At 58.1% G+C, this 14312-nt stretch carries 13 protein-coding genes and 1 tRNA gene; 12 read left to right on the top strand and 2 right to left on the bottom strand.

Features of this window, described 5'->3' with window-relative positions; all coding sequences use genetic code 11:
- Window positions 1-79: 79 nt before the first annotated feature.
- A complete protein-coding gene (locus EL26_RS14625; protein WP_152559275.1) occupies window positions 80-1825 on the top strand; it encodes a stalk domain-containing protein in 1746 nt (581 codons plus the stop codon).
- Window positions 1826-1939: 114 nt separating this feature from the next.
- On the opposite strand, the gene EL26_RS14620 is transcribed toward EL26_RS14625, so the two are convergent.
- Window positions 1940-2014, bottom strand: a tRNA-Arg gene (locus EL26_RS14620).
- A gap of 126 nt (window positions 2015-2140) precedes the next feature.
- Between EL26_RS14620 and thiD the strand changes: the two genes are divergently transcribed.
- Window positions 2141-2980, top strand: coding sequence for a bifunctional hydroxymethylpyrimidine kinase/phosphomethylpyrimidine kinase (gene thiD / locus EL26_RS14615; RefSeq protein WP_052036410.1), 840 nt, complete (start codon window positions 2141-2143; stop codon window positions 2978-2980).
- A gap of 126 nt (window positions 2981-3106) precedes the next feature.
- Here thiD and comER read toward each other — a convergent pair whose 3' ends face one another.
- Window positions 3107-3949 (bottom strand): late competence protein ComER, encoded by an 843-nt coding sequence (gene comER, locus EL26_RS14610; protein WP_038090348.1) that lies wholly within the window; start codon window positions 3947-3949, stop codon window positions 3107-3109.
- A gap of 126 nt (window positions 3950-4075) precedes the next feature.
- Between comER and EL26_RS14605 the strand changes: the two genes are divergently transcribed.
- From EL26_RS14605 to EL26_RS14560, 10 genes are all read left to right on the top strand, one after another.
- Window positions 4076-4267, top strand: coding sequence for a YetF domain-containing protein (locus EL26_RS14605; protein WP_038090346.1), 192 nt, complete (start codon window positions 4076-4078; stop codon window positions 4265-4267).
- 139 nt (window positions 4268-4406) lie between these two features.
- Entirely contained in the window at window positions 4407-5804 is a 1398-nt protein-coding gene (gene rpoN / locus EL26_RS14600) for an RNA polymerase factor sigma-54 (protein ID WP_038090342.1), read from the top strand.
- A 166-nt stretch (window positions 5805-5970) separates the two neighbouring features.
- A complete protein-coding gene (locus EL26_RS14595) occupies window positions 5971-7005 on the top strand; it encodes a sugar-binding transcriptional regulator (RefSeq protein ID WP_038090339.1) in 1035 nt (344 codons plus the stop codon).
- Window positions 7006-7032: 27 nt separating this feature from the next.
- The gene (gene gap / locus EL26_RS14590; protein WP_038090337.1) at window positions 7033-8043 is read left to right on the top strand and encodes a type I glyceraldehyde-3-phosphate dehydrogenase; all 1011 of its coding nucleotides are present in this window, start codon (window positions 7033-7035) and stop codon (window positions 8041-8043) included.
- A gap of 182 nt (window positions 8044-8225) precedes the next feature.
- Window positions 8226-9413 (top strand): phosphoglycerate kinase, encoded by a 1188-nt coding sequence (locus EL26_RS14585; RefSeq protein WP_038090335.1) that lies wholly within the window; start codon window positions 8226-8228, stop codon window positions 9411-9413.
- Between the two features lie 41 nt (window positions 9414-9454).
- Window positions 9455-10219, top strand: coding sequence for a triose-phosphate isomerase (tpiA, locus tag EL26_RS14580; RefSeq protein WP_038090327.1), 765 nt, complete (start codon window positions 9455-9457; stop codon window positions 10217-10219).
- A gap of 12 nt (window positions 10220-10231) precedes the next feature.
- Entirely contained in the window at window positions 10232-11767 is a 1536-nt protein-coding gene (gene gpmI, locus EL26_RS14575; protein ID WP_038090324.1) for a 2,3-bisphosphoglycerate-independent phosphoglycerate mutase, read from the top strand.
- Window positions 11768-11822: 55 nt separating this feature from the next.
- A complete protein-coding gene (gene eno / locus EL26_RS14570; RefSeq protein ID WP_038090322.1) occupies window positions 11823-13109 on the top strand; it encodes a phosphopyruvate hydratase in 1287 nt (428 codons plus the stop codon).
- A 143-nt stretch (window positions 13110-13252) separates the two neighbouring features.
- On the top strand, window positions 13253-13489 hold the full coding sequence (secG, locus tag EL26_RS14565) for a preprotein translocase subunit SecG (protein WP_038090319.1): 237 nt from the start codon (window positions 13253-13255) through the stop codon (window positions 13487-13489).
- 104 nt (window positions 13490-13593) lie between these two features.
- Window positions 13594-14292, top strand: coding sequence for an alpha/beta hydrolase (locus EL26_RS14560; RefSeq protein WP_038090316.1), 699 nt, complete (start codon window positions 13594-13596; stop codon window positions 14290-14292).
- The last annotated feature ends 20 nt before the right edge of the window (window positions 14293-14312 follow it).

The raw sequence follows: 14312 nt of genomic DNA, 5'->3' as shown, positions 1-14312 counted from the left end.
TTCCTGTTTTGTTATAAAATGTAAGCGAGGAGGGGTTTTTCTGAAAAAACAACTACTGGCTTTCACCTTGATCGCTGCGATGGCAACACCGAGCCTTGCCTTTGCCGGCGAGCCAAAAAATGACGCGTCCGTACCGCTGCGTGTTCTCGCCAACCAATTGGGGGCGGAACTCCAATGGGACGCGGGCACGGCGACCGCCACGCTGACCGAAGGGGGCAAGTCCCTCAAAGTGCGGATCGGCTCGCGGAACGTGCAAATCGGGGATACGACTGTGACTCTGTCGGAACCGCTCGCGTTGCGGGAGGACCGAACCTACATACCGTTGTCTTGGGTGGAACAGCTTCTGGGCAAGGATCTGAACTGGAACGAAGCGGAGGGACGTTTGATCGTTGGCAATCCGTCCGCGTTTACACCTCAAGGGGCGAAGAATGGAAGCCACGCGAATTACGACCTGAACCTCGTGATGAACGAAGCGCATGAATTCAAAGTGACGGCGAAGGTGCAAGTGGAGAATCGTTCTGCGGATGTGTGGGACCATGCCGTTTTTTACTTCATCCCGAACGTGTTCACGGAGGAGTTCAAGAACCGGAACTTCGTCCCGAAATACAACAACCCGGACGGCACGCCGATCCTCGACGAGAACGGCAAGCCGCTGAACGACAGACTGCAATACGCCAAGGTGAACATTGACTCCCTGAAAACCGGCGGTCAGGACGCGGCCTATAAACTGACGGGCGATTCCCTCGACGTTGCGTTGCCGACCGCTCTCAAACCCGGTGAAAAAACGGAAGTGGACGTCACCTACACGTTCACGCTTCCGGAGCCGGGCAATCGGTTTGCCAAAGTGGACGAGGAGCAGTTGTACAAGCTGGCGGAATGGTACCCGATGCTCGCGACGTACAACGAATCGGGCTGGAACAAGTTCCCGTACTACCCATCGTCGGAGTCGTACTTCACGGACTTCAGCGATTTCAAAGTTTCGTATGAGTTGCCGGAGGGGTATTCGTTCATCTCTTCGGCGGAGAATGACTTGCCGCGCGGCACCAACAAAGGGCAGTTGACGGTGAACAACGTCAAGGAGATCTACGCGCAGATCGACGGCTCGCCGAGGCTCAAAGAGTTGGATCGGACGGTGGACGGCGTGCAGATTCGGGTGTTTGGGCGCAGCGAGGAAGATCAGGACGAAGCGTTGCAAGAGATTTTGGACGTGGCGGCGAAGTCGGTGCATTTCTACGGGGAGAACATCGGTCCGTACCCGCACAAGCAGTTGGACATCATGGCGAACGACGGCGGGATGGAGTATCCGGGCATCGTGACGGTGCCGGCGGATCCGAATCAGTACCCGTACGACCCGCTGTTTTTCAAAGAGACGGTAGCGCACGAGATTGCGCACCAGTGGTTTAACTTCACGGTTTCGTCCGACTCGTTCCATGAGGGCTGGCTGGATGAGGGGATGACGGAGCTTTCCACTTCGCTGTATATGTACGGGGTGGAGAAGGTGCCGGAGCAGGAAGCGTTCCGCTACCTGAGGTACAACCGCAAGTGGATGGACGGGCTGATGAGCAACATCTCGCTGTCGGAGTTGAAGCCGGGGCAGATGCTCCAAGCGTACTACACGCAACCGGCGTACGAGATGTGGGACCTCTTCAAGCGCAACAGCGGCACGACCGACCCTTTGCAAACGGGCCTGCATTTCCTGCATGATTACTTGAACGCCTATCAGTACCAGCAGATTACCACCCCGGAGTTTATTCGTTTTGCGGAAGCGTACTTCCCGACGGATGAGGGGTTTTATGGTGGTTGGTTGAAGCTGGGGGCGAAATAGGGGTTTAAGTTCGAGTAGAGTAAAAGCCGCGCTGACGTACCAGCGCGGCTTTTTTCAATACCAGTACAAAAAACACCCTGACGAAATCAAATCTCGTCAGGGTGTTTAATCAGTTGGCGTGCCCTGCAGGAGTCGAACCTGCCTCTGCGGCTCCGGAGGCCACCGTGATATCCGATACACTAAGGGCACGTGTGCATATCCAGTTGTGTGCGTTCCTCGGAGGAACAATTGCTATATTACACGATACCGGGACATTTTGCAACTCCCCACATTCTGTTACAATAACCGTAGCATTCCACAGAGAGGGGAACCAACATGGAAGCACAGGCAGCAAACGCAACCGAACAAGCCAAAACCCGCGTTCCGCGGGCGTTAACCATAGCAGGCAGCGATTCCGGCGGAGGCGCCGGCATCCAAGCCGATCTCAAAACGTTCACCGTCCTCAACGTCTTCGGTATGAGCGCTCTCACCGCGGTCACCGCTCAAAACACGCTCGGCGTTCACGGCATCTACAATTTGCCCATCGAAGCGATCGAGCAGCAGATCGACGCCGTCGCCACCGACATCGGGATTGACGCGGTGAAAACCGGCATGCTCTCGCAAGTCCCGATCATCGAAGCCGTCGCCCGCAAGATCAAACAGCACAACATCCCGAACCTCGTCATCGACCCGGTCATGGTCGCCAAGGGCGGAGCGAAACTGCTCGAAGACTCCTCTCAGCAAGCGCTGATCGACCACCTGCTTCCGCTCGCCACCGTCGTCACGCCGAACCTGCCGGAAGCGGAAGTCCTCATCAACCGTGAAATCAAAACGGTCGACGACATGAAGGAAGCGGCCCGCCGCATTCACGACTTCGGCCCGAAGTTCGTCGTCGTCAAGGGCGGTCACCTCGAAGGCGATGCGCTTGACATTCTGTTCGACGGCGAAACCTTCGAGCAGTTCGTCTCGCCGCGTCATGAAACCAAACACACGCACGGCACCGGCTGCACGTTTTCAGCGGCGATCACCGCCGAACTCGCCAAGGGCACGCCGATCCGCGAAGCGGTCGCCATCGCCAAGGAATTCATCACCTGCGCCATCCGAGACACCCTCGGCCTCGGGGCAGGCCACGGCCCGACGAACCACTGGGCGTACAACAACCGCAACAACAAGTAACGTCCACCGAAAATGAATTGCCCCCGGAGAGAGTTCGCCCGCACAGGTGAACCTTTTTCCATCGCGCATAACTCCATCAAAAAAAGCTGGCACCCAACCGGGCACCAGCTCCTTTTTTTCCTACGCCTAATCCTCATACTCCGTCAATTCCACCTTCATCACAGGCGTTTTCGCCCCGTGCTTGCTGTGCGCAATCGACCTCGTCGTCGCCAGCAACTGATCAAAAATCCCCGACATCGACGGCTGCAACACTTTAATCCCTTCCGCCGTAATCCCGCCGGGCACAGACACTCTGCGGATCACGTCGCTAAACTCAAACCCTTCCTCCGCAAGCAATTTGCCAAGCCCCAGCGTCATCTCTTTCACCAACGCATCTGCCAAGTCGCGCGGAATCCCGCCCTGACGCACAGCCGCCATCGCAAACTCCTGCAACAGCACCGCCAAAAACGCCGGCCCGCACGAACTCAAATCGGAACACACGCGCAGATCCGCTTCCTCCACCACCACAGGCTTGGAAATCGCGTCCAACAACGACTCCAACTCATGGCGTTCTTGCAGCGTCGTACGGCTCCCGTGCATCACCAACGTCACGCCCGAGAGCGCCACTTGCGTAATGGAAGGAATCACTTTCGCCACACGGCAGGGCAGGACGGCCTCCATGTCCTCCAACAACACCGCCGAATTGATCGACACAAAATAGTGGTCCTCTCGAATAGAAGGCAGTACTCCGTTTATCACAGCGGGGGCATCTCCCGGTTTTACACAGAGAAACACGACGTCCGACGCCGAAACGGTTTCTTCCGCAGTGGCGCAGACTTGCAAGTGCGGGTACCGCGTCTGGAGCTGCGCCAATTTTTCCGGGCTGCGATTGCAGGCGACTACCTGGATCTCAGAGGAAAGCGTGGATTGGACAAACGCGCGGATCAACATGCTTCCCATACTCCCGGTCCCAATGAATCCTATCCGCAAGGCAGTCTCCTCCTCTTCAAAAATTCACTTGCTATCCCCACCCTATGCTAGCAACCTGCCGTTGTATGCCTCTGAATGTTTACCCGCCACAAAGCACATGCTAACAAGATAAGGAGGTACGCACCCATGAACGCACAAAAACCCACATCCCTTCCGCTGATCCAAGCGGGCAAGATGTGCTACGAAAACCTCATGAAAGCCGGACTCAACGAACCTTGGCTGCGCGAAACGCTCTCCCAACTGCAAATTTACGACCTGCGCGACGTGCGCTTCGCCCTGCTCGACGAGAGCGGCGGCGTGCACGTTCTCTACGCCTAAAACCCGTTCTTTGCCACTCCCCGCGCCGTCGCAAAATCAGCGTCGTTCTGCTACACTGTTCAGTGACGACGCTTTTTTTCATGAGCAAAAAACGGAACCGACACGTCCCAAGGGGCGTTCAAAAGGGGGGACACGCGAGATGCAGATGGGGTACGGCTTGTGGCAAGAACAATCACAGCGCTTGGTCATGACGCCGGAGTTGCGCCAAGCGATTACGGTCTTGCAATTTTCATCGCTGGAGCTGCTGGAATACCTCGAAGGCGAACTCGCCGTCAACCCGGTGATCGAGTCCGAACAGCGCGTAGACTGGTCGGAACTCGCGCGGATGCAACGCGATTCGTCGTCCCGCGTCGCAGGTGCTCCCGCCGTGGAGTCCCGCGACCGCGATCGAGACGAGTGGGACCCCGCCGCCACCGTCCGCCAGAGCCAGTCGTTGCACGACCACTTGAGCAACCAACTGCGCCTGCAAAAACTCTCTCCCGAAGAGCTGCGCATCGGGCGTTACTTGATCGGAAACATCGACGACAACGGCTACCTGACGCTCGGCGTGCCGGAATGCGCGACCCAGCTAAAAACCAAACTGGAGCGCGTGGAAGCCGTGCTGAAAACTATCCAGACGTTTGAACCGACCGGCGTTGGAGCCCGCAACCTCGGAGAATGCCTCCGCCTGCAATTGGCGGAACTTGCGGAACGCACCGAACGCAAGGGACGTTCCAAACAGGAAAAAATCCCGTCCGCGATCTACCCGCTGATCGATCACTGTCTCGAAGACGTCGCCCAGGGACGCATCACCCGCGTCGCTTCCACGCTCGGCGTCACGCCTGCCGAGGTGCAGCGCATGGTCGACCTGCTGAAAACCCTCGACCCGAAACCGGGCCGGATGTACTCCACCGAAACGCCGCATTACATCATCCCCGACGTCTTCGTGGAAAAAGTCGGCCGCGACTACGTGGTCGTCGTCAACGAAAAAGCCTTGCCCAAACTCCACATCAACGAGTTCTACCGCAGCATGTTGAGCACCCAAGACCCGTCGCACAAAGAAACCCGCGATTACATCAACGGCAAACTCAACGGGGCGCTCTGGCTGATGAAGTCGCTTGAACAGCGCCGGCAGACGATCTACAATGTCACGCAAGCGATCGTGGAGATGCAGCGCGGTTTTTTCGACGGAGGCATTTCGAATATGAAACCGCTTACCTTGCGTCAGGTCGCCGACCAAGTCGGACTGCATGAATCGACGGTCTCGCGCGCGACCACGGGCAAGTATGCGCAGACGCCGCGGGGCGTGTTTGAGTTGAAGTATTTTTTCAACTCCGGCGTGCAGACTTCGACGGGAGACGGCGCGGCCGCCGAAAGCATCAAAGCGGAAATCCGCCGCTTGATCTCCGGCGAAGATCCCAAGAAACCGCTCTCCGACCAAAAACTCACCGACCTCTTGCAGGCGCAGGGCATCGAGATCGCCCGCCGCACGGTCGCCAAATACCGCGAAGAAGAAGGGCTTCCGTCCTCTTCGCAACGCAAACGCTACGATGACTAGAATCTGGAATAGAATCTCTCCAATTCACAGCGGAGGGTTGCAGATTTCCTCTGAGTTGGATATAGTAAAAATGAGCAGACGAAGTGTCTGCACTTTTTTCGGAGCAAGCGGGACATAATATGCATATGCGGGACATTATTTGACCCACGAGAGGAGGAACTTCCAGTTGCCAAATGAACTGCTGGCGCTCCAGCAACTGCTGGTCCCCGATCTACTCACCACGATGAAGAAGCGCTACCGCATCTTGCACCACCTTTTTCTTACACAACCGATCGGTCGGAGGGCTTTGGCCCAGCAGTTGCAGACAACGGAACGAATCCTGCGCGCCGAAGTGGATTTTTTGAAAGAACAGGGCTTGTTGACCATCGAAACGGTCGGCATGCACTTGACCGAAAGCGGCAAGTCCTTGCTCGACGACCTCGCCGACGTGATCCGCGAGATCGAGGGCTTAGGCTTGAAGGAACGCCGTCTCGCTGACAAGCTCGGCTTGCAGCAGGTGCGGATCGTCCCCGGCGACGCCGACCACGATCCGTTGGTGATCAAAGCGCTCGGTCACTCCGCAGCCGATTATGTCCGCGGAATTTTGAAGAGCGGCGACATCCTCGCCGTGACCGGCGGAACGACCGTCGCCACGGTGGCTGAGCAGATGCCGCGCACCCAATTGGGTGTGGAAGTGCTTCCGGCACGCGGCGGCATCGGCGAGAACATGGAGTTTCAAGCGAACACCATCGCCTCGAAACTCGCGACGAAGTTGGGCGGTACGTACCGCATGTTGCACGCCCCGGACCTGTTGGGCGACGAGGCGTTGCAAACGTTCATCTCGGAGCCGCACGTTCAAGACACTCTGCAACGCATCCGCAGCGCTCGGATGGTTGTTCATGGGATCGGGCAAGCTATCCCCATGGCAAAACGGCGCAAACTGCCTCCCGCCAAGATCGAACAATTGGCCGGGCAGGGGGCGATTGCAGAAGCGTTCGGGTACTATTTTGACCGCAGCGGCAACATTGTTCACGCGATGAACACGGTGGGGCTTCGAGTATCCGATCTCAAGCACATCGAACAGATCGTCGCCGTCGCGGGAGGCAAGTCCAAGGCAGAAGCAATCTCTGCCGTCGCGCACGGCTGTCCCTTGCATGTCTTAGTGACAGACGAAGCGGTGGCGGATGCCATATTAGAAAGCAGACGAGAAGAACGCACTTGATAGGAGAACCCAAGGAGGAGATTTCTCATGACGATTAAAGTAGGTATCAACGGATTTGGCCGGATCGGCCGCAACGTATTCCGCGCAGCATTCGGCCGCACCGATGTCGAAGTGGTCGCAGTCAACGACCTGACCGACGCGGCGACCCTCGCGCACCTGCTTCAATACGACTCCGTACACGGCGAATTCGAAGGCGAAGTCGTCGCGGAAGGCAACACCCTGCTCGTCAACGGCAAAGCGGTTCAAGTACTCGCGGAAAAAGACCCGGCACAACTTCCGTGGGCACAGCTCGGCGTCGACATCGTCATCGAGTCGACCGGCCGCTTCACCGACGCCAACAAAGCAAAAGCGCACATCGAAGGCGGCGGCGCGAAGAAAGTCATCATCTCCGCACCGGCTTCCAACGAAGACATCACCGTCGTCATGGGCGTCAACGAAGACAAGTACGACCCGCAAAACCACAACATCATCTCCAACGCCTCTTGCACCACGAACTGCCTCGCGCCGTTCGCGAAAGTGCTGCACGAGAAATTCGGCATCAAACACGGCCTGATGACCACCGTTCACTCCTACACCAACGACCAGATGATCCTCGACCTGCCGCACAAAGACCTCCGTCGTTCCCGTGCAGCCGCGCTCTCGATCATCCCGACCTCGACCGGTGCAGCGAAAGCCGTCTCGCTCGTTCTGCCGGAGCTCAAAGGAAAGCTGAACGGCTTCGCAATGCGCGTCCCGACCCCGAACGTCTCCGTCGTCGACCTCAACGTCGAAGTTGAAAAAGCAACCACCGCCGAAGAAGTCAACGCGTTCCTGAAGGAAGCTGCGGAAGGTCCGCTCAAGGGCATCCTCGGCTACTCCGACAAGCCGCTCGTCTCCATCGACTACAACGGCAACCCGAACTCCTCGACCATCGACGGCCTCTCCACGATGGTGCTCGAAGGCACGATGATCAAAGTCGTTTCCTGGTATGACAACGAGTGGGGCTACTCCAACCGCGTCGTCGACCTCTGCGCGTTCATGGAGCAAAAAGGTCTGTAAGTATAACATAATTGCCCGTACAACTGAAAAGAGTATGACAGATTGACCGAATTCTGTTTCCACACAGAGAAACATTTGGTAAAATCAAAACGAATTGCATGTGAGGAGGATGGATATCAGGTTCATTCTCCTCCTTTGCTATGATCGGAAGTCATTCTCATACATACCGGAGGTACGACCCTGTGAACAAAAAAACCGTCCAAGACCTCGACGTCCGCGGCAAAAAAGTATTTGTCCGCTGCGACTTCAACGTGCCGCTTGAAAACGGCGCGATCACCGACGACACCCGCATCGTCGCCGCGCTGCCGACGATCCGCTTCTTGATCGACAACGGCGCGCGCGTCATCCTCGCGTCTCACCTCGGCCGCCCGAAGGGCGAAGTCAACGCGAAGTACAGCCTCGATCCGGTGGCGGTTCGCCTCTCCGAATTGCTCGGCAAAAACGTGGAAAAAACGTCCGACTCGATCGGTCCGGCCGTCCAAGAGCGCGTCAACCTGCTCCAAGACGGCGACGTGCTGCTTTTGGAAAACGTCCGCTTCCACAAAGGCGAAGAGAAAAACGACCCGGAGCTCGCCAAAGCGTTCGCGTCGCTCGCCGACGTGTTTGTCAATGACGCGTTTGGCACGGCGCATCGCGCGCACGCTTCGACGGCAGGCATCGCCGACCACATTCCGGCGGTGGCAGGCTTCTTGATGGAGAAGGAAATCGACATCATGGGCCGTGCGCTCGACGACCCGAACCGACCGTTTACGGCGATCATCGGCGGCGCGAAAGTTTCCGATAAGATCACCGTTCTTGAGAACCTGCTGACCAAAGTCGACCAGTTGATCATCGGCGGAGGCATGGCGAACACGTTCCTCAAAGCGATGGGCTATAACCTCGGCGGCTCGCTCGTCGAGGAAGACAAAGTTCCGCTCGCCAAAGAACTGCTCGACCGCGCGGAGAAGGAAGGCGTGATGATCTTCCTGCCGGAAGACCTCGTCGTCGCGTCCGCTTTCAAAGCAGACGCCGAGCACAAAGTGATCGACGCCGAGCACGAAGGCGTGCCGGAGGGCTGGATGGCGCTGGATATCGGTCCGAAATCGATCAAGACGTTCGGACTCGTCATCGCCCGCTCCAACACCGTGATCTGGAACGGCCCGATGGGCGTGTTCGAAATGGAGGCGTTTGCCAAGGGCACCAACGCGGTGGCGGAAGCGGTCGCCAAGAACACCGGCACCACGATCGTCGGCGGCGGCGATTCGGTCGCAGCCGTCGAGAAATCCGGCCTCGCGGAAAAAATGACCCACATCTCCACCGGCGGCGGCGCGTCGCTTGAATTCCTCGAAGGCAAAGCGCTTCCGGGCGTGGTCGCCTTGCAAGATAAATAAGTAAGACAAATAAGCGGAGAACCAGAGGAGGGCAACCCCCAATGCGCAAACCGATTCTCGCGGGCAACTGGAAGATGTTCAAGACGGTCTCCCAAGCCCTTTCCTACGTCGAGCATCTCGACGGACTGCTCGCCGACATTCCGAACCAAAGCCAAGCGGACGTCGTCATCTGCGCCCCGGCGACGGCGCTCTACGCGGTGCACAATCAAGCGCAAGGCACCCCGATTCAACTGGGCGCGCAAAACGTGCACCAAGCGGAAGAGGGCGCGTACACCGGCGAAACGTCTGCGATCATGCTGAAGGACGCCGGCGCGAAGTACGTGATCATCGGCCACTCCGAACGCCGTCAATACTTCGGCGAAACGGACGAGTCGGTCAACGCGAAAGTTCAGCAAGCGCTCAAGCACGGCCTGCTCCCGATCGTCTGCGTCGGCGAAGATCTCGACCAACGCAACCAGGGCGTGACGAACACGCTCGTGGAGTCGCAAGTCCGCGCCGCGTTCAACGCGGTTTCCGCAGACGACGTCGCGCGCTCGGTCGTCGCGTACGAACCGATCTGGGCGATCGGCACGGGCATGACGGCGACGGCGCAAGACGCAAACGCCGTTTGCACGCACATCCGCTCGGTGCTCTCCGACATGTACGGCCAAGACAAAGCCAACCTCGTCCGCATCCAATACGGCGGCTCTGTAAAACCTGACAACATCGCGGAACTGATGGCGCAATCGGACATCGACGGCGCACTGGTCGGCGGTGCATCGCTTGATCCGGGAACATTCGCCAGCCTCGTTCGCAACGCTCTCTAAGGAGGTTCCATCATGACACGTCCAAAACCGGTCGCGCTGATCATCCTCGACGGCTTCGGCTGCCGCGAAGAGACGACGGGCAATGCCGTTTTTCTCTCGAAAAAACCGAACTTTGACCGCTACTGGAACACCTATCCGACCACCCACCTCGAAGCATCGGGCGAAGCGGTCGGCCTGCCGGAAGGGCAGATGGGCAACTCGGAAGTCGGACACACCAACATCGGCGCGGGCCGCGTCGTCTACCAAGAGTTGACCCGCATCTCCAAATCGATTCGCGAAGGGGAGTTTTTTCACAACGAAACGTTCCTCAACGCGATCAACCACTGCAAGGAAAAAGGCACGCACCTGCACCTCTACGGCCTCGTCTCGAACGGCGGCGTGCACAGCCACATCAACCATTTGATGGCGCTGTTGGAGTTGTGTCACGATCAAAAGTTTCCCAACGTCTACGTCCACGCGTTCCTCGACGGCCGCGACGTCGTGCCGGGCACGGCGACCGCCTACATTGAGGACCTGCAGGCGAAAATGACGGAGCTTGGCGTCGGCAAGATCGCCACCGTCCAAGGCCGCTACTACGCGATGGACCGCGACAAGCGCTGGGAGCGCACGGAGAAAGCGTACCGCGCGATGGTCTACGGAGACGGTCCGAAATCGACCGACCCGATCCAAGCGCTCAAAGACTCGTATCACGCGTCCGTCACCGACGAATTCGTCCTGCCGACTGTCATCACGCACGAAGACGGAACGCCGGTCGGTCTGATCCAAGACAACGACGCGATCATCATGTTCAACTTCCGCCCGGACCGCGCCATCCAGATTTCGCAAGTCTTCACCAACGAAGACTTCCGCGGCTTCGACCGCGGCCCGAAATTCCCGAAAGACCTGTACTATGTCACGCTGACCCGCTTCTCGGAGTCGGTCGGCGGGTTCGTCGCGTACAAGCCGACCAACCTCGACAACACGCTGGGCGAAGTGTTGACGCAAAACGGCTTGAAGCAACTGCGCATCGCCGAAACGGAAAAATTCCCGCACGTCACGTACTTTTTCTCCGGCGGTCGGGAAGCGGAGTTTGACGGCGAAGAGCGCGTGTTGATCCCGTCGCCGAAAGTCGCGACGTACGACCTGCAACCGGAGATGAGCGCGCACGGCATCGCCGACGCGTGCGTCGCCAAGATCGAAGAAGGTCATCTCGACTTCATCGTCTTGAATTTCGCGAATCCGGACATGGTCGGTCACACCGGGTCGCTGGAAGCGACGATCAAAGCGGTGGAAACGGTCGATGAATGCCTCGGCCAAGTCGTGGAGAAAATCCTCTCTGTCGGCGGTGTCGCGCTGATCACGGCGGACCACGGCAACGCGGACATGATGATCATGCCAAACGGCGAGCCGTGCACCACGCACACGACGAATCCGGTGCCGCTGATCCTCACGCAAGAGGGTGCAAGCCTCCGCGACGGCGGCGTGCTGGCAGATCTCGCGCCGACGATTCTGCACTTGCTGCAAGTGCAACAACCGAAGGAAATGACCGGCAAGACCCTGATTCAATAACGTTCAGGAACTAGAGAAAAACATACTCTATAGAAGAGATAGGAGTGTTTCATACATGTCTATCATTTACGACATCCGTGCACGTGAAGTTCTCGATTCCCGCGGCAACCCGACCGTTGAGGTGGAAGTTGAACTCGAAGACGGCACCCTCGGCCGCGCGATCGTTCCGTCCGGCGCATCCACCGGCGCGTACGAAGCGGTTGAACTGCGCGACGAAGACAAGTCCCGCTACCTCGGCAAAGGCGTGCTCAAAGCGGTTGAAAACGTCAACGAGCACCTCGCGCCGGAAATCATCGGCATGGACGCGCTTGACCAAGTCGGCATCGACAAGTATATGATCGAACTCGACGGCACCGACAACAAAGGCAAGTACGGCGCCAATGCGATCCTCGGCATCTCGATTGCGGTCGCGCAAGCAGCCGCGAGCTACCTCGGCCTGCCGCTGTACACCTACCTCGGCGGCTTCAACGCGAAAACCCTGCCGGTTCCGATGATGAACATCTTGAACGGCGGCAAGCACGCGGACAACACCGTCGACTTCCAAGAGTTCATGGTCATGCCGGTCGGCGCGGAATCCTTCCGTGAAGCGCTGCGCATGGGCGCGGAGATCTTCCACTCCCTGAAGTCCGTCCTGAAATCCCAAGGGCTGAACACCGCAGTCGGCGACGAAGGCGGCTTCGCACCGAATCTCGCGTCCAACGAAGACGCGCTGAAACTGATCGTCTCCGCGATTGAAAAAGCGGGTTACACGCCGGGCACCGACGTCATGCTCGCCCTCGACGTCGCGTCCACCGAAGTGTACCAAGACGGCAAATACAACCTCGAAGGCGAAGGCGTTGTCAAAACCTCCGAGGAAATGGTCGCTCTCTACGAAGAGCTCGTCTCCAAGTACCCGATCATCTCCATCGAAGACGGCCTCGCGGAAGACGACTGGGACGGCTGGAAGCTGCTGACCGAGCGTCTCGGCGGCAAAGTCCAACTCGTCGGCGACGACCTGTTCGTCACCAACACCACCCGTCTGGCGGACGGCATCGAGAAGGGCGTCGGCAACTCCATCCTCGTCAAAGTCAACCAAATCGGTACCTTGACCGAAACGTTCGACGCGATTGAAATGGCGAAGCGCGCAGGCTACACCGCTGTCATCTCGCACCGTTCCGGTGAATCCGAAGACGTGACGATCGCCGACATCGCCGTGGCGACCAACGCCGGCCAAATCAAAACCGGCGCACCGTCCCGTACCGACCGCGTGGCGAAGTACAACCAACTGCTGCGCATCGAAGACCAACTGGACTACACCGCGAAGTTCGGCGGCCGCGAGTCGTTCTACAACCTCAAGAAGTAAGTTCAACCTTTCGAAAAAACTCCCCCGGTCACGGCTTGGGGAGTTTTTTAAATGTCGGTCGATTCTTGTACAGCAGATGGGCATATGTTACAATAGACGGGTACATGTGTGGCTCTTCCGCACCTTGGAGGTGAGTAAGTTAGATGTTGACGTTTGCTAAAGTCTTGTTGGTCATCGTGGCGATCGCTTTGATCTTGGTCGTTCTGCTTCAATCGAGTAAGACTGCCGGTCTGTCGGGGGCGATCTCCGGCGGCGCTGAACAGATGATCGGGCGTAAAGCTCGCGGCTTTGACGCGGTTCTGGCTCGTTTTACCGCAGGTCTTGCCATCGCGTTCATCGGCCTCACCTTGTGGGTCGCTTGGTTGGTTACGCACCAGTAGTCGTTTCCTTTTTGACAAATCGAGTACCGTTCTCGTTCCTATCTCATGGGCAGAGGCGGTACTTTTTTTCATAGCTTTTTTCAAAACAGGAGGCTGAGACTTCGATGGGAGTTTGTCTGCTCATCCACGGCTTTACCGGGGCGCCGTCCGACCTCGGGCAATTGGGAGACCGCCTGCGCGACGCGGGACATACGGTCGTGATGCCGACGCTGGCAGGGCACGGCGGGTCGCGCATGGAGCTGGAGCGCGTCTCGTGGCTGGATTGGATTCACAGCGCGGAGAAGGAATTGACGGCGCTCTTGAAAGAACATCAGCAGGTGCACCTCGTGGGGTTTTCGATGGGCGGCCTGATCGCAACGTATCTCGCCAACAAGTACCGCGACCGCATCCGTTCGCTGACTCTGCTCTCGACGCCGATTTACACGATCAACCCGAAGCAGCTGTTCAAGACGATCGCCGAAGCGATTCAGAAATCGATGCGCAACACCGGCGGCGCACGGGACGAAGACGTGCAGCGCTATCTCGCCAAAGTCAAAAGCACGCCTGTGCGCGCGCTGGTGCATTTCCGCCGCCTCGTGCAGACCGTGAAGCCGTTGGTGGAGGAGATCGAGATGCCTCTGTTGGTCGTGCAGGGGGAGCTTGACGACCTCGTGGAAGCGCGCAGCGCGACGTACATCTACGAATTGGCGCGGAGTCAGACCAAGGAGTTGCGGTTGTACCCGCAGTCCCGTCATATGATCTGCGTGGATTGCGAATCGGAACAAGTGATGGCGGAAGTTGTCGGCTTCATCGGGGCGCAATAACCCCTTTTTGCATACATAAG

This window comes from Tumebacillus flagellatus, assembly GCF_000714935.1.
Lineage (GTDB): Bacteria > Bacillota > Bacilli > Tumebacillales > Tumebacillaceae > Tumebacillus > Tumebacillus flagellatus.
The sequence above is the reverse complement of the archived record's forward strand: the minus strand, read 5'-3'. Positions and strand labels throughout refer to the sequence as shown.

Excerpts from the sequence above, each read along its gene's own strand:
- EL26_RS14625 (WP_152559275.1), top strand. The coding sequence starts at position 80 with ATGGCAACACCGAGCCTTGCCTTTGCCGGCGAGCCAAAAAATGACGCG.
- thiD (WP_052036410.1), top strand. The coding sequence starts at position 2,141 with ATGGAAGCACAGGCAGCAAACGCAACCGAACAAGCCAAAACCCGCGTT.
- EL26_RS14605 (WP_038090346.1), top strand. The coding sequence starts at position 4,076 with ATGAACGCACAAAAACCCACATCCCTTCCGCTGATCCAAGCGGGCAAG.
- rpoN (WP_038090342.1), top strand. The coding sequence starts at position 4,407 with ATGCAGATGGGGTACGGCTTGTGGCAAGAACAATCACAGCGCTTGGTC.
- gap (WP_038090337.1), top strand. The coding sequence starts at position 7,033 with ATGACGATTAAAGTAGGTATCAACGGATTTGGCCGGATCGGCCGCAAC.
- tpiA (WP_038090327.1), top strand. The coding sequence starts at position 9,455 with ATGCGCAAACCGATTCTCGCGGGCAACTGGAAGATGTTCAAGACGGTC.
- gpmI (WP_038090324.1), top strand. The coding sequence starts at position 10,232 with ATGACACGTCCAAAACCGGTCGCGCTGATCATCCTCGACGGCTTCGGC.
- eno (WP_038090322.1), top strand. The coding sequence starts at position 11,823 with ATGTCTATCATTTACGACATCCGTGCACGTGAAGTTCTCGATTCCCGC.
- secG (WP_038090319.1), top strand. The coding sequence starts at position 13,253 with ATGTTGACGTTTGCTAAAGTCTTGTTGGTCATCGTGGCGATCGCTTTG.
- EL26_RS14560 (WP_038090316.1), top strand. The coding sequence starts at position 13,594 with ATGGGAGTTTGTCTGCTCATCCACGGCTTTACCGGGGCGCCGTCCGAC.